The organism is Neisseria sp. HMSC061H08 (genome assembly GCF_001836795.1).
In the GTDB taxonomy this organism is placed as follows: Bacteria; Pseudomonadota; Gammaproteobacteria; order Burkholderiales; family Neisseriaceae; genus Neisseria; species Neisseria subflava_A.
The window spans coordinates 109888-134189 of record NZ_KV830556.1; the positions used below are offsets into that span (position 1 = coordinate 109888).

At 49.8% G+C, this 24302-nt stretch carries 24 protein-coding genes, 2 tRNA genes and 1 pseudogene; 21 read left to right on the top strand and 6 right to left on the bottom strand.

The window, feature by feature from the left end; all coding sequences use genetic code 11:
- Positions 1 to 53: 53 nt before the first annotated feature.
- Positions 54 to 857: a basic amino acid ABC transporter substrate-binding protein gene (locus HMPREF2675_RS01425; protein WP_070813811.1), complete on the bottom strand. Its 804-nt coding sequence runs from the start codon at positions 855 to 857 to the stop codon at positions 54 to 56.
- Between the two features lie 76 nt (positions 858 to 933).
- The gene (locus HMPREF2675_RS01430; protein WP_003680526.1) at positions 934 to 1185 is read right to left on the bottom strand and encodes an NGO1151 family protein; all 252 of its coding nucleotides are present in this window, start codon (positions 1183 to 1185) and stop codon (positions 934 to 936) included.
- Between the two features lie 160 nt (positions 1186 to 1345).
- Here HMPREF2675_RS01430 and HMPREF2675_RS01435 point away from each other — a divergent pair, with 160 nt between their 5' ends.
- The 4 genes and pseudogenes from HMPREF2675_RS01435 to HMPREF2675_RS01450 all read left to right on the top strand — a co-directional run bounded on the left by HMPREF2675_RS01435 (position 1346) and on the right by HMPREF2675_RS01450 (position 4407).
- Positions 1346 to 2146, top strand: a complete 801-nt coding sequence (locus HMPREF2675_RS01435; protein WP_070813812.1) for a hypothetical protein — start codon at positions 1346 to 1348, stop codon at positions 2144 to 2146.
- Between the two features lie 121 nt (positions 2147 to 2267).
- Positions 2268 to 2829, top strand: a pseudogene (locus HMPREF2675_RS01440) (DUF3465 domain-containing protein).
- Positions 2830 to 2944: 115 nt separating this feature from the next.
- Positions 2945 to 4114, top strand: a complete 1170-nt coding sequence (gene metZ, locus HMPREF2675_RS01445) for an O-succinylhomoserine sulfhydrylase (RefSeq protein WP_070813814.1) — start codon at positions 2945 to 2947, stop codon at positions 4112 to 4114.
- Between the two features lie 86 nt (positions 4115 to 4200).
- Entirely contained in the window at positions 4201 to 4407 is a 207-nt protein-coding gene (locus tag HMPREF2675_RS01450; protein ID WP_003680520.1) for a DUF2788 domain-containing protein, read from the top strand.
- Positions 4408 to 4480: 73 nt separating this feature from the next.
- Here HMPREF2675_RS01450 and HMPREF2675_RS01455 read toward each other — a convergent pair whose 3' ends face one another.
- The gene (locus HMPREF2675_RS01455) at positions 4481 to 5272 is read right to left on the bottom strand and encodes a Cof-type HAD-IIB family hydrolase (RefSeq protein WP_070813815.1); all 792 of its coding nucleotides are present in this window, start codon (positions 5270 to 5272) and stop codon (positions 4481 to 4483) included.
- A 197-nt stretch (positions 5273 to 5469) separates the two neighbouring features.
- Positions 5470 to 6861: a 3'-5' exonuclease family protein gene (locus tag HMPREF2675_RS01460; RefSeq protein WP_070813816.1), complete on the bottom strand. Its 1392-nt coding sequence runs from the start codon at positions 6859 to 6861 to the stop codon at positions 5470 to 5472.
- Between the two features lie 115 nt (positions 6862 to 6976).
- Between HMPREF2675_RS01460 and HMPREF2675_RS01465 the strand changes: the two genes are divergently transcribed.
- The 17 genes from HMPREF2675_RS01465 (at position 6977) to ylqF (ending at position 21256) form a co-directional block, all read left to right on the top strand.
- Positions 6977 to 7053 (top strand) — tRNA-Arg (locus HMPREF2675_RS01465).
- Between the two features lie 12 nt (positions 7054 to 7065).
- Positions 7066 to 7140, top strand: a tRNA-Glu gene (locus HMPREF2675_RS01470).
- Between the two features lie 169 nt (positions 7141 to 7309).
- On the top strand, positions 7310 to 9535 hold the full coding sequence (locus HMPREF2675_RS01475) for a DNA internalization-related competence protein ComEC/Rec2 (RefSeq protein ID WP_070813817.1): 2226 nt from the start codon (positions 7310 to 7312) through the stop codon (positions 9533 to 9535).
- Positions 9536 to 9838: 303 nt separating this feature from the next.
- On the top strand, positions 9839 to 10459 hold the full coding sequence (locus tag HMPREF2675_RS01480; RefSeq protein ID WP_070813818.1) for a phosphoribosylanthranilate isomerase: 621 nt from the start codon (positions 9839 to 9841) through the stop codon (positions 10457 to 10459).
- Between the two features lie 36 nt (positions 10460 to 10495).
- Positions 10496 to 11098 (top strand): DNA glycosylase, encoded by a 603-nt coding sequence (locus HMPREF2675_RS01485; RefSeq protein ID WP_070813819.1) that lies wholly within the window; start codon positions 10496 to 10498, stop codon positions 11096 to 11098.
- A 4-nt stretch (positions 11099 to 11102) separates the two neighbouring features.
- Positions 11103 to 11513, top strand: a complete 411-nt coding sequence (locus HMPREF2675_RS01490) for a hypothetical protein (protein WP_070813820.1) — start codon at positions 11103 to 11105, stop codon at positions 11511 to 11513.
- 112 nt (positions 11514 to 11625) lie between these two features.
- On the top strand, positions 11626 to 12828 hold the full coding sequence (gene trpB, locus HMPREF2675_RS01495) for a tryptophan synthase subunit beta (RefSeq protein ID WP_070813821.1): 1203 nt from the start codon (positions 11626 to 11628) through the stop codon (positions 12826 to 12828).
- Between the two features lie 120 nt (positions 12829 to 12948).
- On the top strand, positions 12949 to 13854 hold the full coding sequence (locus tag HMPREF2675_RS01500; protein WP_070813822.1) for a DMT family transporter: 906 nt from the start codon (positions 12949 to 12951) through the stop codon (positions 13852 to 13854).
- A gap of 55 nt (positions 13855 to 13909) precedes the next feature.
- The gene (gene bioA, locus HMPREF2675_RS01505; protein WP_070813823.1) at positions 13910 to 15199 is read left to right on the top strand and encodes an adenosylmethionine--8-amino-7-oxononanoate transaminase; all 1290 of its coding nucleotides are present in this window, start codon (positions 13910 to 13912) and stop codon (positions 15197 to 15199) included.
- On the top strand, positions 15196 to 15852 hold the full coding sequence (bioD, locus tag HMPREF2675_RS01510) for a dethiobiotin synthase (RefSeq protein ID WP_070712009.1): 657 nt from the start codon (positions 15196 to 15198) through the stop codon (positions 15850 to 15852). The genes bioA and bioD overlap by 4 nt, the downstream gene beginning before the upstream one ends.
- Positions 15842 to 16336: a chorismate--pyruvate lyase family protein gene (locus HMPREF2675_RS01515; protein WP_070584052.1), complete on the top strand. Its 495-nt coding sequence runs from the start codon at positions 15842 to 15844 to the stop codon at positions 16334 to 16336. Before bioD ends, HMPREF2675_RS01515 begins: the two co-directional genes overlap by 11 nt.
- 173 nt (positions 16337 to 16509) lie before the next feature.
- Positions 16510 to 17430 (top strand): 4-hydroxybenzoate octaprenyltransferase, encoded by a 921-nt coding sequence (gene ubiA, locus HMPREF2675_RS01520; RefSeq protein WP_070813824.1) that lies wholly within the window; start codon positions 16510 to 16512, stop codon positions 17428 to 17430.
- A 269-nt stretch (positions 17431 to 17699) separates the two neighbouring features.
- Positions 17700 to 18149, top strand: a complete 450-nt coding sequence (gene ptsN / locus HMPREF2675_RS01525) for a PTS IIA-like nitrogen regulatory protein PtsN (protein ID WP_070813825.1) — start codon at positions 17700 to 17702, stop codon at positions 18147 to 18149.
- A gap of 3 nt (positions 18150 to 18152) precedes the next feature.
- Positions 18153 to 19115: an HPr(Ser) kinase/phosphatase gene (hprK, locus tag HMPREF2675_RS01530; RefSeq protein ID WP_070813826.1), complete on the top strand. Its 963-nt coding sequence runs from the start codon at positions 18153 to 18155 to the stop codon at positions 19113 to 19115.
- Complete coding sequence (rapZ, locus tag HMPREF2675_RS01535) at positions 19096 to 19950, top strand: RNase adapter RapZ (RefSeq protein ID WP_070813827.1); 855 nt, start codon at positions 19096 to 19098, stop codon at positions 19948 to 19950. Before hprK ends, rapZ begins: the two co-directional genes overlap by 20 nt.
- A 34-nt stretch (positions 19951 to 19984) precedes the next feature.
- The gene (locus HMPREF2675_RS01540) at positions 19985 to 20221 is read left to right on the top strand and encodes a protocatechuate 3,4-dioxygenase (RefSeq protein ID WP_070813828.1); all 237 of its coding nucleotides are present in this window, start codon (positions 19985 to 19987) and stop codon (positions 20219 to 20221) included.
- Positions 20222 to 20314: 93 nt separating this feature from the next.
- Positions 20315 to 21256, top strand: a complete 942-nt coding sequence (gene ylqF, locus HMPREF2675_RS01545; protein ID WP_070461623.1) for a ribosome biogenesis GTPase YlqF — start codon at positions 20315 to 20317, stop codon at positions 21254 to 21256.
- 55 nt (positions 21257 to 21311) lie between these two features.
- On the opposite strand, the gene HMPREF2675_RS01550 is transcribed toward ylqF, so the two are convergent.
- Positions 21312 to 21905, bottom strand: coding sequence for a LolA family protein (locus tag HMPREF2675_RS01550; protein WP_004520070.1), 594 nt, complete (start codon positions 21903 to 21905; stop codon positions 21312 to 21314).
- A 58-nt stretch (positions 21906 to 21963) separates the two neighbouring features.
- A complete protein-coding gene (locus HMPREF2675_RS01555) occupies positions 21964 to 24186 on the bottom strand; it encodes an NADP-dependent isocitrate dehydrogenase (RefSeq protein ID WP_070813829.1) in 2223 nt (740 codons plus the stop codon).
- Positions 24187 to 24302 lie beyond the last annotated feature (116 nt).

Sequence of the window (24302 nt, forward strand, 5' to 3'; positions counted from 1 at the left end):
AAGGCCGTCTGAAAAGTTTTCAGACGGCCTTTAGTTTAGGAAGTCATACCGGATTATTTGGCTGCTTCGGTTTTTTCGCCTTCTTTAGCAAAGTATTTGGCGTAAATTTTGTCGTATTCGCCACTTTCGCGTACTTTTTTCAGCGCATCGTTCAACATTTTGATGGTTGCTTCGTCGCCTTTGCGTGCAGCGATACCGTAGTTTTCGATGGTGAAGTCAGGCAGGGAGATGAAATCCAAGCCTTTGGTCGGGTTGTTTTTCACATAGTTGGCAATAACCGCGCTGTCGCTGACGACGGAGTCCAAACCGCCGTTTTCCAATTCTTTGATAATCAGGGGAACGCTTTCAAAGCGGGCGATTTTCGGATTGTCGTTGCCCAAGAGTTTGGAAACGGAGAAGTCGCCGGTGTAGCCGGTTACCACGCCGACTTTGGCCATGTTTTTCAGGTCTTCGGAAGAAGCTACTTTTTTGCCTTTTGGAACGAGGACAACTTGGGTGATTTCAAAGTATGGATCGCTGAAGAGCATGCTTTGTTTGCGGTCGTCAGTGATGGTTACGCCGGACATAACGATGTCCACGTCGCCGTTGTTCAGAGAAGGGAAGAGGCTTTCCCATGGCTGGTGTTTGAATTCGACTTTGAAGTTGCCGGCTTTAGCCATGGCGTCCATCAAGTCAACGTCAAAACCTTCCACTTTGCCGGCAGAATCCAAAGATTCAAATGGGGCAAATTCGGCGTTGGAGCCGACACGGTACACTTTATCGGCAGGAGCAGAGGCATTGTTGCTTTGACCGCCGCAGGCAGTCAGGGCAAGGGCGGAACAAGCGAGGGCAGTGGCCAGCCATTTTTTCATGTTCATGATATGTGCTTTCTTAATAAAATGTTAACGGATAAAATCTTAGTTTAGCATAATTTTGTGAACAAACTAGCCGAAATCAGTGGTCTTTTTCTCGGAAAAATGCGTAGGTTACGTCATGGAAGAGGTCGGTGTGCGGACTGTCTTCATAGCTCAATTCCGCCAACGCGTCTTCAAAGGCAAGCTGGATGGATTCTACGGCATCGTTGGCCATGTCGGAGGGCAGGGAGCGGATAAGGCCTTTGAGTGCGGTGGCGAGGACGTGGTTTTGCATACGCAAAGCGTCGTTGGCCTCTTCCAGATATTCGAGGCGTTGTTCGATGCTGCTCATGATGTATCCTTAAGTTAAATAAAATAGTGATTATATAGCGAATTAATATTAAAATGTGACGCTTGCGCCGGCTTGCCGGATATGTCCAACCATCGGCCGTATTTCAAGTGATTTTAGGTTTGAATGCGGTTCACAATAAAAATGAAAAAACGAGATTATTATGGAAAACAACCGTCTTGACCCCGCAGCCCTCGAGGAAGAAGACCTGAATTGGGAAAAACGCCTGGAAAGATTGCGTCAGGCACGACAATTCAATACTGTGCCGACTCATGCGCCATTGGTTAAAAAATCGGACGATGCTGTTGATGTTGCGCCCAAAACCGCGCCTAAAAAAGAATATAAATTAGATGCGGACAATCGTGAAAAAGTATTGGAAGAATATTTGTACCGCTGGCAGTTGGAACACAATACTGCCCTTGCCGACGAGGGCGAAGCAGTGGAAACCGATGCAATGGTGGTTTTGCAAGACAACTGGTTGAGCGCGCAATCGGCATTGCAGGCTGCGGCTTCAGAGCGTCATATCGAATCAACGCGCACCGTCAGACTGAATCCGAAATCAGGTGCTGTAGATTTTGATGTACCTGGAGTGGAAGAAACTGAAAAACCGGAAAATGATGATGCGCAAGCGGCTGAAGAGGCGGTTTCAGACGGCCTTGAACAAGAACCGGCCATCAATGTCCATATCAATGTATTGAACCCGCAGGCGATCGGCCGCCGGGAAGTATTCTGTGTTTCTGAAAAAGATTTGACCGAGCGTCTGATTAAGCGTTTGCGCCCCCATGTGGCCGATGCGGTCAACGGCATGATTCGGATTGCCGTGCAAAAACAAATGGCTGTGTTCACTTATCAGTTGCAACAAATGTTGAACGAGCAGGCGCCGGGCTTGGTGGAAGATGTATTGGAACACAATGTCAAACGTATTTTGGACGATATGAAGACTGAAATGAAATACCGCCGTTGAGTATCCAGGCCGTCTGAAAAATTTCAGACGGCCTTAGGCGTAAAATTCCCTTAAAATTTTACGAAGCGTGTATAATGGCGGCTCACGGTTTCGTGATAAATATCCTTTCTAAATAGTTGATATGCCCGATGCAGAATCGGGCATTTTTTTTTGAGATTGTTATGAATAAAAATAAAATCATTGTATTGCTGATTGCTTTGGTTGCCGTATTTGCCTATAACAAAATGCAAAACAAGCAGCCGGTACAATCGCAGAATCAGCAGCAAATAGAAGCCGTTCAAAAACAAAATAATGCGGGCAAAAAGAATGCCGATACGGCTCAGCAGCAAATCGGTTCGGGCAAAGAATCAGCCGAAGCGGTTTTGAAACAGGCGTTTGAAAACGAGCAAAGCGATATTCAGGTTGAAGGCGAGGGCACGGTATGGAAAACCCTGCCGGATGACAACAAAGGCACGCGCCATCAACGCTTTATTTTGAAACTTTCCAGCGGTCAAACGCTTTTGGTGGCGCATAATATCGATTTGGCCGACAAAATCAAAGGCTTGAAAAAAGGTGATAAAGTCGCGTTTTACGGCGAATATGAATGGTCGGAGCAAGGCGGCGTTATCCATTGGACGCATCATGATCCGGCAGGCCGTCATGAAGACGGTTGGCTGAAGCACGGTGGACAGGTTTACCAGTAACTGTTCAGACGGCCTCCTGCTTGAAAGATGACAGGAATAAGCGCAAAATGTTAACAAATTAAACGGGCGCATTGTTTACTGCGCCCATCGGAACATACAGTAGATTGAAAAATAAATGAGCAAAAAACTTCATCCTCAAACGCTTGCCATCCGTAGTGGCAAAGAGCAAACTGAATATTATGAACACAATCAGGCTCTGTTTTTGACCAGCAGCTTCATGTGGGAAAACGCCCAACATGCTGCTGATTTGTTTTCTAAAAAAATCAAAGGTTTTACCTATACTCGTACGGCTAACCCTACCATTGCCGCCTTTGAGAAACGCATTGCCGCATTGGAAGGCGCAGAGCGCGCGGTAGCCACTTCGACCGGTATGTCCGCGATTCAGGCAGCGTTTTTTACCTTCTTGCAAGCCGGTGATCATGTTATTTCCAGCCGCAGTCTGTTTGGTACGACTGTCGGTTTTATCAATAATATCGTAACTAAGTTTGGCATCGAAGTCAGCCATGTGTCGCCAACCGATTTGAACGAGTGGAAAGCCGCGGTTAAAGACAATACCAAATTGCTGTTTTTGGAAACCCCGTCCAATCCTTTGGGCGAAGTTGCCGACTTGGAAGCGTTGGCAGAACTGGCACACAGCATCGGCGCGCTTTTGGTGGTAGACAACAGTCTCTTGTCACCAGCCGGTTCGCAGCCTTTGAAACACGGTGCGGATATTTCCGTGTCTTCCGCAACCAAAGCGATTGACGGACATGGCCGCGTGATGGGCGGCGTGTTGGCCGGTTCGGAAGAATTGATGACGCAAGTTGCCATGTATTGCAACTCTTGCGGTTTGGCGATGTCTCCGTTTAACGCATGGCAGTTGTTGAGCGGCGTGGAAACCTTGTCGCTGCGTATGGAAAAACAATACGACAATGCGCTGAAAATCGCGCAATGGTTGAAAGAGCAGCCGCAAGTCCAAGCCGTGTACTACACCGGTTTGCCCGACCATCCGCAAGCCGAACTGATCCGCAAACAGCAAAATGGCGGCGGTATTGTTATAGGTTTTGAAGTTGCAGACCAAGAAACGGCATGGAAAATCGTGGACGGCGTAGAACTCTTTTCCCGTACTGCCAACCTCGGCGACGTGCGCTCAACCATCACCCATCCGTGGACAACGACTCACGGCCGTATGCAGCCTGAAGAAAAACTTGCCGCCAATATCCGCCCGGGCTTGGTGCGCCTGTCTGTCGGCTTGGAATACGTTGACGATTTGATTGAAGATTTGAAACAAGTCTTGAACAAATAAGTTCAAAAAAGATATTTCAGACGGCCTGTTGCAGTAAGGCCGTCTGAAATTTATGAACACACATCTGAACCATACAAGGAAAGAATATGACTGAAGCAGAATTCGCCTCATGGGCAATGAAAATCCTACTGAGCGGCCTGATTATCTTTTTGGGCTTTATTGTTTGGAACTTGGGTAAAGAATCCAAAGCCGGCAAATTCGGCATTGCCATGCTCTTCTTGGTTTTGGGCTTGGGTGTGTTTGGATTCGTATTTAAAGAATTGCTGATTAGCTTTTTGGTATTGCCGAAGTAAGCAGAAAGTTTATAGATAGAACAAGGCCGTCTGAACATTTTTTCAGACGGCCTTTTCCTTTTAATTTGATAATTTAAATTACGCCCAATTCTTGCAAGCCGCGCAATACGCCGTCTTCATCAACGCTTGGGCAGACGAATTGTGAAGCCGCTTTGGCTGCTTCTTCGCCATTGTCCATGGCAACGCCAAAGCCGACGGTTGACAGCATTTCCAAGTCGTTGAAGCTGTCGCCGAACGCCATTACTTTGCTCATATCAATGCCCAGTTTTTCCACTGCGTGGGCGATGCCGCGTGCTTTTGAACCTTCTTTGCGCAGCAGGTCCACAGCATATTCATGCCAGCGGACGGATTTGAAGCCGTGTTGCTGGGTCAGCGGTTGCAGGATTTTTTCTTCTTCCTTGTCCACAAAGACCAACATCTGATAAACAGGCTGTTTGCGGAAATATTCTTTGTCCGTCAGGAAGTTGGGCAGGATATGCGATAAGCCTTCGACAACGCGCGGAGAATGGGAGGAAACGGCAATTTCTTGGTTGTTGACGAATGCGTAGTCTATTTTGTGTTGTTCAAGCAGGTTGATGGCGGTTTCGATGTCGGCAATGTCCAAAGGGTAGCTTTGCAGGGGTTCACCGCGAAAGGAAATATATTGGCCGTTGATGGTAACGAGCATGTCGATACCGCATTCTTGAATTAAGGTTTTGACTTTGGCGGGAATGGCGGCTTCCGGACGGCCGGTGGCAATCGCTGTCAGAATACCTTTGGCTTTCAATGCGCGCATGGCTTGTGCGACCGAAGGGCGTAAGGTATCCGTGTATTTGCGGTAGAGGGTGTCGTCGATGTCAAAGAAGATGATTGCAGGATTGTTCATGGTTCACTCGTCGGGCCGGGTACACACAGCTTTCATTGAAAATTGTGTGAACAGCTTGTGTATAAATTGGTTTAGTATTTGATTGCTATTATAAAAATAAGTTCTGATTAAAATTTAGGCAGTTTTTGTGTCGAGAATAAAGCGGAAAGTTATCCACATCAGGCCGTCTGAAAATTTGGTTTTCAGACGGCCTTGTTTTAAGCAATCAGACGGATATTTTCTTTGTCTTGCCTGAATTTGTTTTTGATCACGAGAGGCAGGCTGCTGTCGAAATACCAGCTGCCGTCAGGCAATGCCAACGCGCCGCCAGCGCAGAGCAGGGTAATGCTGTTTCCGGTCAGGGGGTCGGTTTCGGTAATTTCAATTTCATGCGCTTTGCCCCAATCGGTTACGGGGAGTAGGTGGGCAAGCTCGGTAATACGTTGGTTTTGATGTTTGATGCCGTTTGGCTGGCGGCAGTCGCCGTTGCATTTGCCGACGGTCTCGACAGGGCAGGGTTCTCCCTTTGCGTAGCTGGTCGGCAAAATGTTGAGCGAATCTGGGCAGAGTCTGTGTTCTTGCGACCATTGCGTCAAAGCGCGTTTGGCTGCTTTTTTGTGGGCAAACAAACCGTAAGGGCGCCAATTTCTGGTGCCGCTATTTAACAAGACAATGCGTGCTTGAAGGCTGCCGTGTTCGTCAGCGATAAAGCGGACGGTAGAAAACGATGTGGATTTTTCAGACGGCATCAGTTGGTATTCCTGCATGGTCTGGGCTTTGAGCCATAATGTATGGAGCTGCCCGACTGCCGGAATAAAACGGATGGAGGTTGCGGCTTTGATGTGCGGTGGCAGTTTTTTGCTGTGCAGCAGGGTAGCGGTTTCACTGTATGCGCGTTCATGTGCTTCAATGGCTTGGGCTTTGCCGAAATGGTCAAACCAAACCAATACGCCGTAACTGTCGGGCAGGGCATAGAGCTGTTGGGCGAGCGAATCAGGCAGCCAAGTGGGTAACATTTTCGGATTCATCAATACACGGACGTGTTCGTCCCATTGTTGATGATTTTTTTCTGCCAGACTTAATTCGAGATAATCACACAATGCGGCAACATCGGTCATGGCGCGGTGGCGGTTGGCCGTCTGAATGCCGGTGCGTTCGATAATGCTGTCGAGGCTGTGTTTGTAAAACTCAGGATACAGGCGGCGCGACAGTTGAACCGTACAGAGCGAGGGTGCGGCAAAGTCAGTATGGATACGGGCAAACTCGTGGCGCAGGAAGGTATAGTCAAAGCGGCTGTTGTGCGCAACAACTACAGCCCCTTGCAATAGCGGCAACAAATCGCCTGCAATATCGGCAAAGACAGGCGCGTTTTTCACCGTTTCATCATGAATTCCGGTCAGTCTGGCAACAAATTCGGGAATGCTGCGGCAAGGATTGACCAATTGCTCGTAATGTGTGGCGCGTCCTTGCTCAAAACGAACAAGGGCGACTTCCGTTATCCTGTCTTGATAGAAATTTCCACCGGTCGTCTCCAAATCCACCACGACCACAGGCCGTCCCAAACGGGAAAATGCTTCGGATAAGAGCGGCCAGCGTGCGAAATCTGACATTTTATTCTCTGTAAATTCAATAGCAAATGCGCATTTTACACGCTGTCTGCAAGTTTTCCAAATAAAACGCTTGACAGTAAATAGCCCTCTCTTTATAATTCAAATCTTTCTTGATGCACCCGTAGCTCAGTTGGATAGAGTATCTGGCTACGAACCAGAGGGTCGGGCGTTCGAATCGCTCCGGGTGCGCCACAGAAAATCTCCGCGCCCATCGTCTAGCGGTTAGGACATCGCCCTTTCACGGCGGTAACCGGGGTTCGATTCCCCGTGGGCGTGCCAGTTTATAAAAAAGCGCAATCTGTTTCAGATTGCGCTTTTTTGCATCTATCGGTTTTAAAATGATTTGAACCTCTCTTTTTATTTGCTAATGCAGGTTGGCATTTGTCATAATCTACTAAAAGCATTTATTATTACATATCTAATAATCATAATTTAAGGGAAAACGTTCATGGCGTGGCGGTTTGTGTTGCCTGCTTGGGTGGTGGGTGTAGTGCTTTCGTTTGCGTTGCCGTTTGTGCCGCCATGGTGGGTTTGGTTGTCTGTAATCATTGGCGCGCTTGCGTTGTGTCGAAGATTTGCTGTGGCTTGGTTGGTGCTGGCCGTCTGTATGGGCATGGCGTTTGGAGTGTGGCGGACCGGGCTGGTTTTGGCTGGTCAATGGCTTGTGGGGGAGGTATCGGCTAAAGTTTTGACGGTTGAAGTGGCGGATATGCCGCGTGATGATGGTCGGCGCGTGCAGTTCGTGGCAAGGGCTTGGGATGGGCGTGGGCAGGCTTTTGATTTGATGTTGTCGGATTATCAGCGGCGCGATTGGGCGGTGGGCAGCAGGTGGTCTGTGTCGGCGCGGGTAAGGCCGGTAATCGGTGAAGTGAATGTGCGCGGTTTGAACCGTGAAACATGGGCTTTGGCCAATGGTATCGATGGCATGGGTACTTTGGGACGCGATAGGAAACTCGTGCGGCAAGGCGGTGGTTTTGGTTTGGCTAATATGCGTGATGCGGTAAGCCGAAGTTGGCAGGGAACGGCGGACAAATACCCTGAGTTTTCAGACGGCATAGGGCTGATGCGTGCTTTGAGTATTGGCGAGCAATCGGCGTTGCGGCCGCCTTTGTGGCAGGCATTCCGCCCTTTGGGACTGACGCACTTGGTCAGTATTTCGGGCTTGCATGTGACGATGGTGGCGGTATTGTTTGCCTGGCTGATTAAGCGAATTTTCCGTTATTTGCCGTGGATTCCGGCAAAACCGCGTGTGTGGATATTGGCAGGCGGTGTTGCAGGGGCTTTGTTTTATGCGCTTTTGGCCGGTTTTTCCGTACCGACGCAACGCAGTGTATTGATGTTGGCTGCGTTTGCGTGGGCATGGTGGCGCGGCAGTGGCGGCTCGGGCTGGACGGCATGGTGGCAGGCTTTGGCCGTTGTTTTGTTGTTGGACCCGTTGGCCGTATTGGGTGTGGGAACGTGGTTGTCTTTCGGTTTGGTTGCTGCTTTGATTTGGGCTTCATCAGGCCGTCTGAAAGAATCGGGCTGGCGTTTGGCTGTACGGGGGCAATGGGCGGCAACTGTATTGTCGGTGGTATTGCTGGGCTATTTGTTTGCTTCGTTACCTTTGTTCAGTCCGTTGGTCAATGCGCTGGCTATTCCTTGGTTTTCTTGGGTGTTGACGCCGTTGGCTTTGTTGGGTTCGGTTTTTTCTTTTGAACTTGTCCAGTTGGTAGCGGCATTTTTGGCGGAATACACTTTGCGTGGTTTGGTATGGCTGGCTACGGTATCGCCTGAATTTGCCGTCGCAGCGGCGCCTGTGCCTTTGCTGGTGTTGGCGATGATGGCGGCTTTGCTGTTATTGCTGCCACGAGGAATGGGCTTGAAACCTTGGGCATGTCTGGTTTTATTGGGTTTTGTATTTTACCGTCCTGCCAAGCTGGAGGAGGGGGTGGCAAGAGTTACGGTGATGGATGCAGGGCAAGGTTTGTCGGTGTTGATACAAACGCGTAACCGTAATCTTTTGTTTGATACAGGAACGGAGCAAGTGGCGCAAACAGGTATTGTGCCGAGTTTGAATGCTATGGGTGTGCGCCGTTTGGACAGCTTGATTTTGTCGCACCATGATATTGATCATGACGGCGGTTTTCAAAGTGTAGCGGCTGTCGGTGCTGATAAATTGCTTGCCGGACAACCTGAGTTTTATCCGAATGCAGAGTTTTGCCAAGAAGACAAATGGCAATGGGACGGCGTAGATTTCGAGTTGCTCAGGCCGTCTGAAAATTCCGGCAAGGAAGATAATGACCAAAGCTGCGTATTGCGTGTCGTGGCAAACGGCAAAGCCTTGTTGATAACCGGCGATTTGGGCGTAAAGGGCGAGGCCGGTTTGATTGAGAAATACGGCAATGCGCTGTATAGCCAAGTGTTGGTATTGGGACATCACGGCAGCAGCACGGCTTCGTCGGGCAGCTTTCTGCATACGGTTTCGCCGCAATATGCCGTGGCATCCAGCGGCTATGCCAATGCCTACAAACATCCGACCGTTGCCGTACAAAATCGTGTCCGCGCGCACGGAATTACTTTGTTGAGAACGGATTTGTCAGGCGCGTTGGTGTTTGCTTTGGGACAAGACGATATATTTCAAGGCCGTCTGAAAAAGGATAAGTTTTATTGGCAGAAGAAACCGTTTGAGTAAAAAGGATAAAAGGCCGTCTGAAAGACTTTTCAGACGGCCTGAATATTTTTCATTGATGGGCATTATCCAAATTTTGTGTGAATCCAATTGTGGATAGTTTGGTTTGATATTTGATAATAAAGAATAAATTAATCGTGATGAAAAAATAGGCAGTTTAAAGATAGGGTAATAATTACAAAGTTATTAGTAATTATCGGCTGATGGTTGTTTTAAAGTTTAAGGCCGTCTGAACCTGATATTTCATGTTCAGACGGCCTTAAACTTATATAATATCCGCCCCATCTGTTTAAAAAGGCCATTGCCATGAACACCATACGCACCAAAATTTGCGGTATTACTCGACCTGAAGACGCGCTGGCTGCGGCCGAATTGGGCGCGGATGCCATCGGGCTGGTGTTTTACGCCAAGAGTAAACGGGCTGTGAATATTGAGCAGGCGCAGGCGGTTGTGAGAAATTTGCCGCCGTTTGTATCGGTGGTGGCCTTGTTTGTGAATGAAAACGAGCAAGCCATCCGTGAGATTTTGCGTCAGGTGCCGATAGATGTGATTCAGTTTCACGGCGATGAGGACGATGATTTTTGCCGTCGGTTTGACCGCCCGTATTTGAAGGCCGTGCGCGTACAGTCCGCTGCCGATATTCAGACGGCCTGTGCCAAATTTCCGAATGCCCGTGCCTTGCTGTTTGATGCCTATCATCCGACCGAATACGGCGGTACGGGACAAAGTTTCGACTGGACCATGTTGCACGGCAATATCGGCAAACCGTGGATACTTGCCGGCGGATTGACTGCGGAAAACGTTGCCGAAGCGGTGAAAATCAGTGGCGCAGCGGCGGTGGATGTGTCCGGCGGCGTGGAAATCTCTGGTGGGGTTAAGAGCAGGGAGAAAATGGCGGCGTTTATTCAGGCAGTAAAGGCCGTCTGAAATTTTGTTTGAATTCAAAGCAACCGGAATACAGCTATGCAAGAGCCAATCGTTGAGTCCCACCCCTTCGCAGCCTTGTTGCCGCCGCAGGCAACGGTCATGATGATGGGGACGTTTCCGCCTAAAGAAGAAAAACACGCGATGCAGTTTCATTATCCGAATTTTCAAAACGATATGTGGCGCGTGTACGGGCTGGTGTTTTTCGGCGATGCGGCGCATTTTCAAAAGCAGGGCGAAAAGGCGTTTGATGCTGATAAAATCAAAGCGTTTTTAAGTGAGAAGGGCATTGCATCCTGTCCGACCGTGTTGAAGGCAATACGCGAACATGGCAATGCTTCGGATAAGTTTTTAAAAGTGATAGAAACCGTCGATTTGGCGGCAGTATTGGCGCAAATGCCCGAGTGCCGCCATCTTTGCACCACCGGCGGCAAGGCAACCGAAGTTTTGTTGGAGATTCAAGGCAGCGGCATGAAGATGCCGAAGACCGGCGAAACAGTGCCGTTTCCCTATGCGGGGCGTGAGTTGACCCTGACGCGCCTGCCTTCGACTTCGCGCGCCTATCCTTTGAGTTTGGCGAAAAAAGCGGCGGCGTATCGGGCTTTTTTTGAAACGGCTGGATTGACTGTTTTTCAGGAGTAGGGCGATGGACCGTTATGAAATCTCTTTAATGACGTTTATGGCGTTGTGGTGGCTTTTTAATGTCGCCTCAGTGTGGCTGAAGGCCAAACAATGGCAGATCAAGATATTGTTGGGCGGAACGCTTTTGTATGTGATACAAATATCTACAGTCATTATGTCTGTTAACGGCCTTAATTGGATATTTTTGAACACAAGTACCATAAATACTGATTCGTTGATCATTGCTTTGCTTGCGCTTAACTTTCTGGGTTGTTGGTTGCTGGCACTGTGGCTGGGGATGTTGGCACTAAAAATATGCCTGAGAAACAAAAACGAAGAAAAATATATTGCGCCGCCGTTGGGTGCGGCATTGCTTGCAACATCGAGCAGTACGCTGTTGTTCCTATTTTGTCTGCTGATATTATTATTCAATTAGTTGCCGACAAGATGAATGGAAAACGGCTATAATTGCTGACAATTTTTACTTTCAGACGACCCTTTACTGAATCGGGCCGTCTGAAACCATAAAACGAACAAGGAAAATTTCCATGAAAAACTATCACGCTCCCGACGAGAAAGGCTTTTTCGGCGAACACGGCGGTCTTTATGTTTCCGAAACCCTGATTCCGGCTTTGCAAGAATTGGCAGAAGCCTATAAAGCAGCGAAAGAAGATCCTTCATTTTGGGAAGAGTTCCGCCATGATTTGAAACACTATGTCGGCCGTCCCAGCCCTGTTTACCATGCCGCGCGATTGTCCGAGCATTTGGGCGGCGCACAAATTTGGCTGAAGCGTGAAGATTTGAACCACACCGGCGCACACAAAGTCAACAACACCATCGGTCAGGCATTGCTCGCTCGCCGCATGGGCAAAAAACGCGTGATTGCCGAGACAGGCGCGGGTCAGCACGGCGTGGCTTCCGCCACCGTTGCCGCACGCTTCGGCATGACTTGCGACGTGTACATGGGCGCGGACGACATCCAACGTCAAATGCCCAACGTGTTCCGCATGAAATTATTGGGTGCGAACGTGGTCAGCGTCGACAGCGGCAGCCGTACTTTGAAAGACGCGATGAACGAAGCCATGCGCGAATGGGTGGCGCGCGTGGACGACACATTCTACATCATCGGCACTGCCGCAGGGCCGGCGCCGTATCCCGAAATGGTACGCGATTTTCAATGCGTGATCGGCAATGAAGCCAAAGAACAAATGTTGGAAGCCATCGGCCGCCAACCTGATGTTGCCGTTGCCTGCGTGGGCGGCGGTTCGAATGCCATCGGTTTGTTCCATCCCTATATCGAAGAAGAAAACGTGCGTTTGGTCGGTGTAGAAGCCGGCGGTTTGGGCGTGGATACGCCAGACCACGCCGCACCGATTACCAGCAAAGCCCCCATCGGCGTATTGCACGGTTTCCGCAGCTATTTGATGCAGGACGAAAACGGTCAAGTCTTGGGTACGCACTCTGTTTCCGCAGGCTTGGACTACCCAGGCATCGGCCCGGAACACAGCCATTTGAACGACATCAACCGCGTGGAATACACCGTTGCCAAAGACGACGAAGCACTCGAAGCCTTTGATTTGCTCTGCCGTTTCGAGGGCATTATTCCTGCGCTGGAATCCAGCCACGCCGTTGCTTGGGCGGTGAAAAATGCGCCGAAAATGAGCAAAGACCAAGTGATTTTGGTCAACCTCTCCGGTCGCGGCGATAAAGACATTAACACCGTGGCAAAACTCAAAGGCATTGGGTTGTAAGCCTGATTGATTGAGCAGTAAAGGCCGTCTGAAAAAGCTGGGTTTCAGTCTTTCAGACGGCCTTTGTTTCCGTGATGGTTGGCGCAAGCTTAAAACCGATTATTCAAGTTATTTATCACCATGAAACATTTGGCAATCCATCTAAAACTATTGGGCATGGCGGCGTTTTGGGGCGCATCTTGGCCGATGGGGCGGATGTTGGGACAGGCACTGCCGCCTTTAACGGGCGGTATGCTGCGCTTTTTGACGGCGGCGATCTTGCTTTTGGGTTGGCTGTTTGCACGGTATCGGTTGCGTACTTTGGCGGTTTTGTCGCGCAAACAATGGCTTGGATTGGCGCTGGCGGCGGCATTCGGCGTATTTGGTTTTACCGTATTGTCTATGCTGGGTTTGCAGCGGATTCCTGCTTCAAGGGCGACGGTGTTGGTTACGTTTAATCCTGTGTTGACGATGTTTTTTGCAGCTTTGCTGTTTGGTGAAAAACTCAATGGCAAGATTGTGTCGGGCATATTGTTGGCAGTGGCAGGCTCGATATGGGCGGTCACGCATGGCGAGATTGCGGCATTTTTGTCGGGCGGCGGCATAGGGTGGGGCGAAGTGCTGGTGTTTTGCAGCCTTTGCTGCTTGGTCACTTATACGATGATAGGCCGGGCGGTGTTGCAGGGGATTGATGCACTGACGGTAACCGTGGCCACCGCTTGGCTGGGTGCAATGATGTTGCTGCCGCCTGCGCTGATTTCAGATGGCCTGCCGTTTTGTATGCTTGCCGAAATGGACGGCAGGGGCTGGTTTGCTTTGATTGGCCTGTCTGTCGGTGCAACGGTCTTGAGCTATGCGTGGTATTTCGAGGGCGTGAAGACTTTGGGCGCAGGCAGCGCGGCAGCGTACATTACTTTGGTGCCGGTATTCGGCATTTTGTGTTCCGCTTGGTTTTTGGGCGAGGCATTGCATGTTTCCTTGGTTGCCGGCTGTTTGGCGGCCGTAATCGGATTGGCGCTGATGCAATATGGAAGACGCGCCGTCTGAAAAGGTAAAGATGTTATATAATAACGAAAATTGTCAATCAGTCTTTAAAAAGAATATGTCCGAACCGTCCTCCCTGCTCGATTTTGACCGTGCCCACCTACTCCATCCTTATACATCCATGACCAACCCGTTGCCTGTTTATCCGGTGCGCCGAGCGGAGGGTGTACACATCGAATTGGCGGACGGCACGCGGCTGATTGACGGGATGTCGTCTTGGTGGTGTGCGATACACGGCTACAATCATCCTGTTTTGAATCAGGCGGTTGAGGCGCAGATTAAACAGATGTCGCATGTGATGTTTGGTGGTTTGACGCACAGGCCGGCGGTGGAACTGGGCAAGTTGTTGGTCGGGATTTTACCGCAGGGGCTGGACCGTATTTTTTATGCGGATTCGGGTTCGGTTTCGGTAGAAGTCGCGCTGAAGATGGCGGTGCAATACCAGCAGGCACGGGGTTTGACGGCGAAACAGAATATTGCGACGGTGCGGCGCGGGTATCACGGCGATACTTGGAACGCGATGTCCGTCTGCGATCCGGAAACGGGAATGCACCATATTTTCGGCAGCGCTCTGCCGCAGCGTTATTTTGTCGATAATCCGAAAAGCCGTTTCGACGATGAATGGGACGAGGCGGATTTGCAGCCTGTCCGCACTTTGTTTGAAGCGCATCATGCGGATATCGCCGCCTTTATTTTGGAACCGGTCGTGCAGGGCGCGGGCGGCATGTATTTCTATCATCCTCAATATCTTCGAGGATTGCGCGATTTGTGCGACGAATTTGATATCGTGTTGATTTTTGATGAAATCGCCACCGGATTTGGGCGTACAGGCAAGATGTTTGCCTGCGAACATGCGGAGGTCGTGCCGGACATTATGTGTATCGGCAAAGGTTTGAGCGGCGGCTATATGACGCTGGCGGCTGCAATCACTTCGCAAAAAGTTACCGAAATAATTTCTCGCAGCGAAGCGGGCGTGTTCATGCATGGGCCGACGTTTATGGCAAACCCGCTGGCGTGTGCCGTAGCCTGCGCTTCGGTCAAACTGCTTTTGTCCCAAGATTGGCAGGCAAATATCCGCCGCATCGAAAGCATCTTAAAAGGCCGTCTGAAAGCTGCGTGGGACATTCGCGGTGTGAAAGATGTTCGCGTTTTGGGTGCTATCGGGGTGATTGAGCTGGAAAAAGGCGTGGATATGGCGCGTTTTCAAGCGGATTGCGTGGCGCAGAGCATTTGGGTGCGCCCATTCGGCAGGCTGGTGTACCTCATGCCGCCTTACATCATTTCAGACGACCTCTTGACCGAACTTGCCGACAAAACCGTACAAATCTTGAAGGAATACAGCAAATGAAAGGCGTTTACTTCGTCAGCGGCATAGACACGGACATCGGCAAAACCGTCGCCACCGGCGTATTGGCAAAACAATTATTGCAGCAGGGCAAAAGCGTGATCACGCAAAAGCCCGTGCAAACCGGTTGCCAAAACATCGCCGAGGACATCGCCGTCCACCGCAAAATCATGGGCATACCCATGCAGGAAGCCGACAAACAAGGGCTGACCATGCCCGAAATCTTCAGCTATCCAGCCTCGCCCCATCTCGCCGCCCGTCTTGACGGCAGGGCTTTGGATTTGGACAAAATCCGTACCTCCACTCAAGAGTTGGCGACGCAATACGAAATCGTCTTGGTCGAAGGCGCGGGCGGATTGATGGTTCCGCTGACGGAAAATCTGTTGACCATTGATTATATCCGTCAGCAAGGCTATCCCGTCATCCTCGTTACCAGTGGACGGCTCGGTAGCATCAACCACACCCTGCTCAGCTTTTCCGCGCTCAAACAATACGGTATCAGCTTGTATAGCCTGATTTTCAACCATATTCACGACAGCAAAGATGAAACCATTGCAGGCGATACCTTGGAATATCTTAAAGGCCGTCTGAAAGATGAGTTTCCTGAAGCCAAATGGCAGGAGTTGGCCAAAACAGAGGTGGTAAATGGCGTTTGATATACCGCGTGGCACACTTTGTTCATATGCCGAAGCTTCAAGTCTTCTACCGTCTAAGGCCGAACCTTTGCTGACCGTTTCTTCGCTAACCGCTGCGTTGCGCGCTTCAGGTAAGGATTTTTCAGTCGAGCCAGTGTATTTGGGTTTGACGAAGGGAGCAGAAAACGGAGACGAAATCTTTGTGCGCGATGTTTTGCTCAAACTGGACGGCGAAACAGTGATACAAGCCAGAAGCGCGTGCCGGCCGGATAGCCGTCTATGGACAGAATTATTGGATTGCGGAACGCAGCCTTTGGGCGAGCGCCTGTTTGACGGTACATTGCCGTTGAAGCGTTCGGATTTTGAGTTTCTTCGTTTTGACGATTTAGACCATCCGTCTTTCAGACGGCCTATTACCGCGCGCCGTTCGTATTTCGATTGGAATGGCGAAACATTGGAATTAACAGAATATTTCTTATTGAAATTAATAGATTTATACCGCTAAGGCTGTCTGAAAATAAAACCAATTACCGATGTTTGTCATAATTCTGATATAATACAATAAATTAAATTGTTAAGATCTGTTTGATTTCAGACGGCAATAAATTATAATAAGAGCTAAGGCTCTAAAAAGCCTTTCCTTCCGAATCGACACATAAACAACGACACATTACATCAATGAACATAAGGCGCTTTTTTCTACAATTTCTACCGCGTTACGCTGTCGGACGGATGGTGATATACGCCAAACTGATGCGCATCGACAAACCCATTGGCACCCTGCTTTTGCTGTGGCCGACTTATTGGGCATTGTGGATTGCGTCTAAAGGTGTTCCTGACGCGGATATTTTTATTGCCTTTAGCGCAGGCACATTTTTGATGCGCAGCGCAGGTTGCGTCGTGAATGACTTTGCCGACCGCAATTTTGACGGCGCAGTAGAGCGCACCAAAAACCGCCCGTTTGCCAAAGGTTTGGTTTCTAAAATTGAAGCGTTGCTTTTGACCGTCATGCTGTGTCTGATGGCGGCCTTATGCTTGGTGCAGCTCAACCGCTTTACTTGGCTGATGAGCCTTCCGGCCTTGTTCCTTGCCATCACATATCCCTTTACCAAACGCTTTTTCCCGTTGCCGCAGTTTTATTTAGGACTGGCATTTTCGTTCGGCATTCCCATGGCCTTTGCCGCCGTGCAAGGCCGAGTGCCTCCCGAAGCGTGGCTGATGTTTACCGCCAATGCCTTATGGACGTTGGCTTACGACACAATTTATGCCATGGCGGACAAAGAAGACGATTTGAAAATCGGCATTAAAACTTCGGCAATCACATTTGGCGATCACGACATTACTGCTTCTATGCTTTGCCATTTTTGGTTTACGGTATTGATGGCGGTGTTGGGTATTAAAATCGGTGCAACTTGGCCGTATTGGTTGATATTGCCGATAACTGTTTATTGGCAGTATCAGCAATATGTTGTCATCCGTACGCGCAATCGCCAGTTGTGCTTCCAAACGTTTTTGGCCAACAACCGCATCGGTTTGGCGTGGTTTTGCGGATTGGTCTGCCATTATTTTTGGTCGTTTTTGGTTTCCAAACTGTTTTAAAAAACTAGGTTGAGGCCGTCTGAAAAGAAAGGGAAAAGGGGTATGCCGGACATACCCCTTTTCATTTGAATCATGGTTTTACCAGTGATAGGATTTTTACTTTAAATTCAATATAAGCAAATAGTTAGCTTATTTTTAACTCGTTAAAAAATATCAAAAACAACATGGAAAATGTTAGTAGGGCGAGTGTAAATTACGCCTTCAGGATTGAGATTTGCACCGACAATCGGTACAATCCCATTGTTTTGCGACATTTAAAAGAGATACACATGAGCCTGATCGGCGAAATTTTACCTTTGTCCCATATCGTTTTGGATTTGGAAGTCAGCAGCAAAAAGCGCCTGTTTGAAGAGGCTGCACAGCTGCTAGAGAATGAAGCAGAATTACCGAATGCCAACGTGTTCGACTGCCTGTTTGCCCGTGAAAAGCTTGGTTCGACCGGTTTGGGGCAGGGGGTGGCGATCCCTCACGGCCGTCACGCATGCGTGAAAAAAGCTACCGGTGCGTTTATTCGCACCAAAGAGCCGGTTGCCTTTGATGCGCCCGACGGCAAACCCGTCTCCCTGATTTTCATCCTGCTTGTGCCTGAAAACGCTACCGGCGAACATTTGGAAGTCTTGTCCAAATTGGCCGGCAGATTCTCTCAAAAAGCCATCCGTGAAGCATTGATGGCAGCGACTTCTGCCGAAGAAGTACGCACACTCCTGACCGAAGAGTAATTCATGCCCAGCATATCCGTCCGCCGCCTGTTTTCCGAAAATCAGCACAAACTTGAACTCGCTTGGGCTGCCGGCAATTCCGGCGCGGACAACCGTATCGGTGTCGAAGCCGATAAACCCGTCTTGGCCTTGGTCGGCCACTTAAACTTTATCCATCCCAACCAAATTCAAGTTGTCGGCGTAGCTGAAGCCGAATATTTGCGCCGCTTGGAATCGGGCGAGCTCAACTACGATTTCGGCGAGCTTTTCGACATCCCTATGTCTTTGGTTATCGTCGCCAACGGCTTGCCGGTTTCGCCCAAATTGCGCGATTATTGCCATACCAACAGTATCCCCTTGCTGACTTCCAAGCAGGAAAGTCCACACCTGATGGACGTTTTGCGGATTTATCTGCAACGTACATTGGCTACTTCCACCATCAAGCACGGTGTATTTTTGGATGTATTTGAAGTGGGCGTACTCATTACCGGACAATCCGGCTTGGGTAAAAGCGAATTGGCATTGGAGCTGATTTCGCGCGGCCACAGCCTGATTGCCGATGATGCGGTAGAGCTCTTCCGTACCGGCCCGGAAATGCTGGAAGGCCGTTGCCCGCCTATGCTGCGTGATTTCCTCGAAGTACGCGGTTTGGGCATACTCAATATCCGCCATATTTTTGGCGAAACCTCCATCCGTCCGAAAAAAATCCTTCAGCTGATTATTAATTTGGTTCCGGCCGACGACGGATACATGAAACAACTCGATCGATTGAGCATCCGTACCGAAACAGAATCTATCCTCAACGTTAGCGTCCGTTCCGTTACCCTGCCTGTTGCAATCGGTCGAAACTTAGCAGTATTGGTTGAAGCTGCAGTACGCAATTACATCCTTCAATTGCGTGGTAAAGACAGCACCAAAGAATTTCTCGAACGTCACCAAACACAACTCAAAGAAAACGAACAAAATCATGAAAATCGTCCTGATTAGCGGCTTATCCGGCTCAGGAAAATCCGTAGCCCTCAAACAACTCGAAGATTTAGGCTATTATTGCGTCGATAATCTGCCTTTGGAAATGTTGCCTTCGCTGGTGTTGTACCATATTGAACGCGGCGAAGAAACCCAGCTCGGTGTCAGCGTTGATATCCGTTCCGGTATCAATATCCAAGAAGCGCAAGAGCAAATCCAATATTTGCGTGACGAAGGACATCAGGTTGAAGTCCTGTTTGTTGAAGCAGAAGAGGGCGTTTTGGTTCGCCGCTTCTCAGAAACCCGACGCGGACACCCTTTGTCTGGTCAAAACCTGACTTTGTTGGAAAGCCTGCAAAAAGAACGCGAGTGGCTCTTTCCGCTTAGAGACATCGCATATTGCATCGATACGTCCAAAATGAACGCTCAGCAGCTGCGTTATGCTGTGCAACAATGGCTCAACATTGAACGTATTGGCTTACTGGTTATTCTTGAATCCTTTGGTTTCAAATACGGCGCTCCCAATAATGCCGACTTTATGTTTGATATGCGCAGCCTGCCCAATCCATATTACGATCCGGAATTACGCCCCTTTACCGGCATGGACAAGCCCATTCAAGATTATTTGGGCCAGCAGCCGTTGGCTCAAGAAATGGTTGATGACATCGACCATTTTATTAGCCGCTGGTTGCCGCGCCTGCAACAAGAGAGCCGCAGTTATGTAACGATTGCCATCGGCTGTACCGGCGGGCAGCACCGCTCCGTTTATATCGTGGAAAAACTGGCCGAACGTCTCAAGGGCCGTTACGAACTCCTTGTCCGCCACCGTCAGGTTCAAAGCTTGGCAGGACGCTAACTTGCCGTTTCAGACGGCCTTAAAGGAAGAAACCATGAAAAAAATCAGTCTGACCGCATTATCCCTGCTTATCTTGACCGCCTGTGCAACAGAGCTTGTCACTGCTTACCGTTGGCACCGTACCGGCGCAAGCGAAGCTGAAGTTTCCCGCCAAATCAATACCTGCAAATCACAAGTTCAAAATGGAACCAAACGTGGCAATACATCCAAAACGTTTGAGCAATGTATGGATGAAGCAGGTTATTACAGTTACGAGCATGGCAACCTCTAAATCCTGATTGACCGATTATCCAAATACCGAGGCCGTCTGAAAAACAATGATTTTTCAGACGGCCTCAGATACGAATAGAAAGAATAAAAAGACATGGCTATCCAATGGTTTCCCGGCCACATGAACAAGGCAAAAAAAGCCATTGCCGAACGCATTAAAAGCGTTGATATGGTGATTGAGATGTTGGACGCGCGTATGCCTGCTTCCAGCGAAAACCCTTTGCTTGCACAGTTGTCTAAAGGTAAGCCCAAACTGAAAATTTTAAATAAACAAGACCTTGCCGATCCCGAGCGCACCAAAGTTTGGCTCGAACACTACAACAGCCGCCAAGATACCCGCGCGATTGCGCTTGATTCTTCCGAAACCGGCGCGCACGGCAAAATTACCCAAGCCTGCCGCGCCATGATTCCTCATCGTCAAGGTATCGAGAAGCCATTGCGCGTCCTGATTTGTGGTATCCCAAACGTCGGCAAATCCACCTTGATTAACGGTATGATCGGCAAAAAATCTGCCAAAACCGGCAACGAACCCGGTATTACCAAAGCCGAACAGCGCCTTTTCCTTGCAGACGATTTCTGGCTTTACGATACCCCGGGTATGTTGTGGCCAAAAATTATCGTCGAAGAAGGCGGCTATAACCTTGCGGCCGGCGGTGCAGTTGGACGCAACGCGCTGGATGAAGAAGAAGTGGCACTTGAGCTTTTGGATTACCTCCGCCGCCATTATCTGGCCCTGTTGCAAGAGCGCTATCAAGCCGACAAAGATCCAAGCAGTCATTGGGACGATACTTCTTGGCTGGAGTGGATTGCCAAGAAACGCGGTGCGGTTTTGAGCGGCGGACGGGTCAACTACCAAAAGGCCGCTGAAAATATCCTGACCGATTTCCGCGAAGGCAAAATCGGCAGAATCACGTTGGAAACGCCAAACCAATGGGAGGCTTGGCTGAAAAAAGCCAGACAGAAAGAGGCCGAACTTAAAGCCATTCGCGAAGCCAGAAAGGCGGAACGAAAAGGGCAGCAGCCTTCAGCCGATTAATATAAAAGGCCGTCTGAAATCTATTTTCAGACGGCCTTTTGTTGGGATAGACAATTTAGAGGGCGGTACGGCTGAAGCTATCCAGAGCTTTATCGGTTTGGATTTGGTTGAACTGCATGATGGTTTTGTCGCCTTGTTTTTCGTCCAATTCGATTTTTCGTACCAGCGTATCGCCGTTGATTTCGATACGGTTGAAGATTTGGCGGGTAATGGCGGTTTTCGGAGTTAAGGTCAACGTCCATTTTTTCTCGTTGCCGTTCAATTTCAAATCAAATTGTTTTTCCAAACCTTGGGTATTTCCGCCCAAAAGGTCGAGGAAGAGTTTGATTTGGCGGCTTTGGCCGTTGAGTTTGCTGGCATTTGGGTTGACCCATTGGCTGCCGTTCCATTGCATGATGCCGTCTGAACGCACGCGCAGGGTGGTTTCAAATGGTTTTTGCATTTTCCAGAGTAGGCCTTTTTGTGGGACAAGGGTAAAGCTGCCGCTGGTGGTCATGGGTTTGCTGAGGGATTTGAGCTGGCGTTGTTGGACAAAATTGCCTTGCACGTTTTGCGGTTTTTGCAGGGTTTGTGCCAATTCGGCAGGGGAAAATGCCCACAAAGCCGGAGCGCTGATGAGGAGAGTAAGAGAAAGAATGGTTTTTTTCATTGTGCTTCCATAAGGTTTGAGGCCGTCTGAAAGTTCAGACGGCCTTTTATTGCTTTAATTATAAGGCTGACAAGGCCTGATTAAAGGTCGCGCTTGGACGCATCGCTTGTGCCGCTTTTTCAGGATTGGCTGCGTAGTAGCCGCCGATGTCGACCGCTTTGCCTTGTACGGCAGAGAGTTCTTCAACGATTTTGGCTTCGCCGGCAGTCAAAGCGGCTGCCAATGGAGCAAATGCGGCTTTCAGTTCGGCATCTTTGTCTTGCGCTGCCAATTCTTGCGCCCAGTAGAGGGTAAGGTAGAAATGGCTGCCGCGGTTGTCGAGTTCGCCAGCTTTGCGTTTAGGCGATTTGTCGTTCAACAGCAGTTTTTCGGTGGCTGCATCCAAAGTATCGGCGAGGACTTGGGCTTTGGTATTGCCGGTTTTTTGCGCCAAATGTTCAAACGATACGGCGAGTGCGAGGAATTCGCCCAAAGAGTCCCAACGCAAGTGGTTTTCTTCGAGGAATTGTTGAACATGTTTCGGTGCAGAGCCGCCAGCGCCGGTTTCAAACATACCGCCGCCATTCATCAATGGAACGATAGACAGCATTTTCGCGCTGGTGCCGAGTTCCAAAATCGGGAACAGGTCGGTCAGATAATCGCGCAGGACGTTGCCGGTTACGGAAATGGTGTCTTCGCCGTTTTTCAGACGACCCAAGCTGAACTTGGCGGCTTCTTCGGGCGCGAGGACGCGGATGTCGAGACCATTTGTATCCAGTTCGGCAAGGTAGGCGTTGACTTTGGCAAGCAGGCTTTTATCGTGCGGACGGTTTTCGTCGAGCCAGAACACGGCGGGCGTGTTGCTCAGGCGGGCGCGGTTGACGGCGAGTTGTACCCAGTCTTTGACGGGCGCGTCTTTGGTTTGGCACATACGCCAGATGTCGCCTGCTTCAACGTCGTGCTGCATCAGGACTTTGCCTGCCGCATCAATGACTTGAACCTGACCGTCGGCTTCGATTTCGAAAGTTTTATTGTGCGAACCATATTCTTCGGCCGCCTGCGCCATCAGGCCGACGTTGGGTACTGTACCCATGGTTGTCGGATCGAACGCGCCGTGTTCGCGGCAGAAGTCGATGGTTGCTTGATAAACGCCTGCGTAGCTGCTGTCGGGAATCACGGCTTTGGTGTCTTGCGCTTTGCCGTCTTTGTCCCACATACGGCCGGAATTGCGGATCATCGCAGGCATGGAAGCATCGACGATAACATCGCTGGGGACGTGCAGGTTGGTAATGCCTTTGTCGGAATCGACCATCGCCAAATCGGGGTTGGCAGCGTAAACGGCAGCGATTTCGGCTTCGACGGCAGCGCGAGTGTCCGCATCCAGTTTGTCCAGATTGGCAAGCAGGTTGCCGAAGCCGTTGTTGACATTGACGCCGGCGGCAGCCAGTTTGTCGCCGAATTTTTCAAAAACAGGCGCGAAGAACACTTTGACGGCGTGTCCGAAGATAATCGGGTCGGACACTTTCATCATGGTGGCTTTCATGTGCAGCGAGAACAATACGCCTTTTGCCTTCGCGTCTTTTACTTGCTCGGCAAGGAAGGCGAGCAGGGCTTTTTTGCTCATCACGGTCGCGTCGATGATTTCGCCGGCTTTCAGGGCGACGGGCTCGCGCAGCTCTTTCTTGTTGCCTTGTTTGTCGGTGAATACGATGGATACGGAAGTCGCTTCAGGTACGGTAACGGATTGTTCGTTATGGAAAAAGTCGCCGCTTTGCATGGTGGCAACGTGGGTTTTGGAGTCTTTGGTCCATGCGCCCATGCTGTGCGGATGTTTTTTCGCAAAGTTTTTCACTGCTTTAGGCGCGCGGCGGTCGGAGTTGCCTTCGCGCAGGACAGGGTTTACCGCGCTGCCTTTGATGCGGTCGTAGCGTTCGCGTATGGCTTTTTCTTCATCGGTTTGCGGGTCGGCGGGATAGTCGGGAACGGCAAAGCCTTTAGACTGCAATTCTTTAATCGCAGCGGTCAGTTGCGGTACGGATGCGCTGATGTTCGGCAGTTTGATTACGTTTGCATCGGGTTGTTTCACCAGTTCGCCCAATTCGGCAAGCGCATCAGGTACGCGTTGCGCTTCGGTCAGGTATTCGGGAAACGCCGCCAAAATACGGCCGGAGAGAGAAATGTCGCTGGTTTTGACATCAATATCGGCGTGGCGGGTAAACGCCTGCACAATCGGCAACAGGGATTGAGTGGCCAATGCAGGAGCTTCGTCGGTGTAGGTATAGATAATGGTGGATTTAGTCATGGGATTATTCTCTATGTAGGTTAAGTTTTTCTTTTCGGGCACATCGCGAGAAGAAATGTGCTAAGCCTATTATGGCATATTTCGGCGGATTTGGTTGTTGTTTTGATGTTATTGTT

Excerpts from the sequence above, each read along its gene's own strand:
- HMPREF2675_RS01425 (WP_070813811.1), bottom strand. The coding sequence starts at position 857 with ATGAACATGAAAAAATGGCTGGCCACTGCCCTCGCTTGTTCCGCCCTT.
- HMPREF2675_RS01430 (WP_003680526.1), bottom strand. The coding sequence starts at position 1,185 with ATGAGCAGCATCGAACAACGCCTCGAATATCTGGAAGAGGCCAACGAC.
- HMPREF2675_RS01435 (WP_070813812.1), top strand. The coding sequence starts at position 1,346 with ATGGAAAACAACCGTCTTGACCCCGCAGCCCTCGAGGAAGAAGACCTG.
- metZ (WP_070813814.1), top strand. The coding sequence starts at position 2,945 with ATGAGCAAAAAACTTCATCCTCAAACGCTTGCCATCCGTAGTGGCAAA.
- HMPREF2675_RS01450 (WP_003680520.1), top strand. The coding sequence starts at position 4,201 with ATGACTGAAGCAGAATTCGCCTCATGGGCAATGAAAATCCTACTGAGC.
- HMPREF2675_RS01455 (WP_070813815.1), bottom strand. The coding sequence starts at position 5,272 with ATGAACAATCCTGCAATCATCTTCTTTGACATCGACGACACCCTCTAC.
- HMPREF2675_RS01460 (WP_070813816.1), bottom strand. The coding sequence starts at position 6,861 with ATGTCAGATTTCGCACGCTGGCCGCTCTTATCCGAAGCATTTTCCCGT.
- HMPREF2675_RS01475 (WP_070813817.1), top strand. The coding sequence starts at position 7,310 with ATGGCGTGGCGGTTTGTGTTGCCTGCTTGGGTGGTGGGTGTAGTGCTT.
- HMPREF2675_RS01480 (WP_070813818.1), top strand. The coding sequence starts at position 9,839 with ATGAACACCATACGCACCAAAATTTGCGGTATTACTCGACCTGAAGAC.
- HMPREF2675_RS01485 (WP_070813819.1), top strand. The coding sequence starts at position 10,496 with ATGCAAGAGCCAATCGTTGAGTCCCACCCCTTCGCAGCCTTGTTGCCG.
- HMPREF2675_RS01490 (WP_070813820.1), top strand. The coding sequence starts at position 11,103 with ATGGACCGTTATGAAATCTCTTTAATGACGTTTATGGCGTTGTGGTGG.
- trpB (WP_070813821.1), top strand. The coding sequence starts at position 11,626 with ATGAAAAACTATCACGCTCCCGACGAGAAAGGCTTTTTCGGCGAACAC.
- HMPREF2675_RS01500 (WP_070813822.1), top strand. The coding sequence starts at position 12,949 with ATGAAACATTTGGCAATCCATCTAAAACTATTGGGCATGGCGGCGTTT.
- bioA (WP_070813823.1), top strand. The coding sequence starts at position 13,910 with ATGTCCGAACCGTCCTCCCTGCTCGATTTTGACCGTGCCCACCTACTC.
- bioD (WP_070712009.1), top strand. The coding sequence starts at position 15,196 with ATGAAAGGCGTTTACTTCGTCAGCGGCATAGACACGGACATCGGCAAA.
- HMPREF2675_RS01515 (WP_070584052.1), top strand. The coding sequence starts at position 15,842 with ATGGCGTTTGATATACCGCGTGGCACACTTTGTTCATATGCCGAAGCT.
- ubiA (WP_070813824.1), top strand. The coding sequence starts at position 16,510 with ATGAACATAAGGCGCTTTTTTCTACAATTTCTACCGCGTTACGCTGTC.
- ptsN (WP_070813825.1), top strand. The coding sequence starts at position 17,700 with ATGAGCCTGATCGGCGAAATTTTACCTTTGTCCCATATCGTTTTGGAT.
- hprK (WP_070813826.1), top strand. The coding sequence starts at position 18,153 with ATGCCCAGCATATCCGTCCGCCGCCTGTTTTCCGAAAATCAGCACAAA.
- rapZ (WP_070813827.1), top strand. The coding sequence starts at position 19,096 with ATGAAAATCGTCCTGATTAGCGGCTTATCCGGCTCAGGAAAATCCGTA.
- HMPREF2675_RS01540 (WP_070813828.1), top strand. The coding sequence starts at position 19,985 with ATGAAAAAAATCAGTCTGACCGCATTATCCCTGCTTATCTTGACCGCC.
- ylqF (WP_070461623.1), top strand. The coding sequence starts at position 20,315 with ATGGCTATCCAATGGTTTCCCGGCCACATGAACAAGGCAAAAAAAGCC.
- HMPREF2675_RS01550 (WP_004520070.1), bottom strand. The coding sequence starts at position 21,905 with ATGAAAAAAACCATTCTTTCTCTTACTCTCCTCATCAGCGCTCCGGCT.
- HMPREF2675_RS01555 (WP_070813829.1), bottom strand. The coding sequence starts at position 24,186 with ATGACTAAATCCACCATTATCTATACCTACACCGACGAAGCTCCTGCA.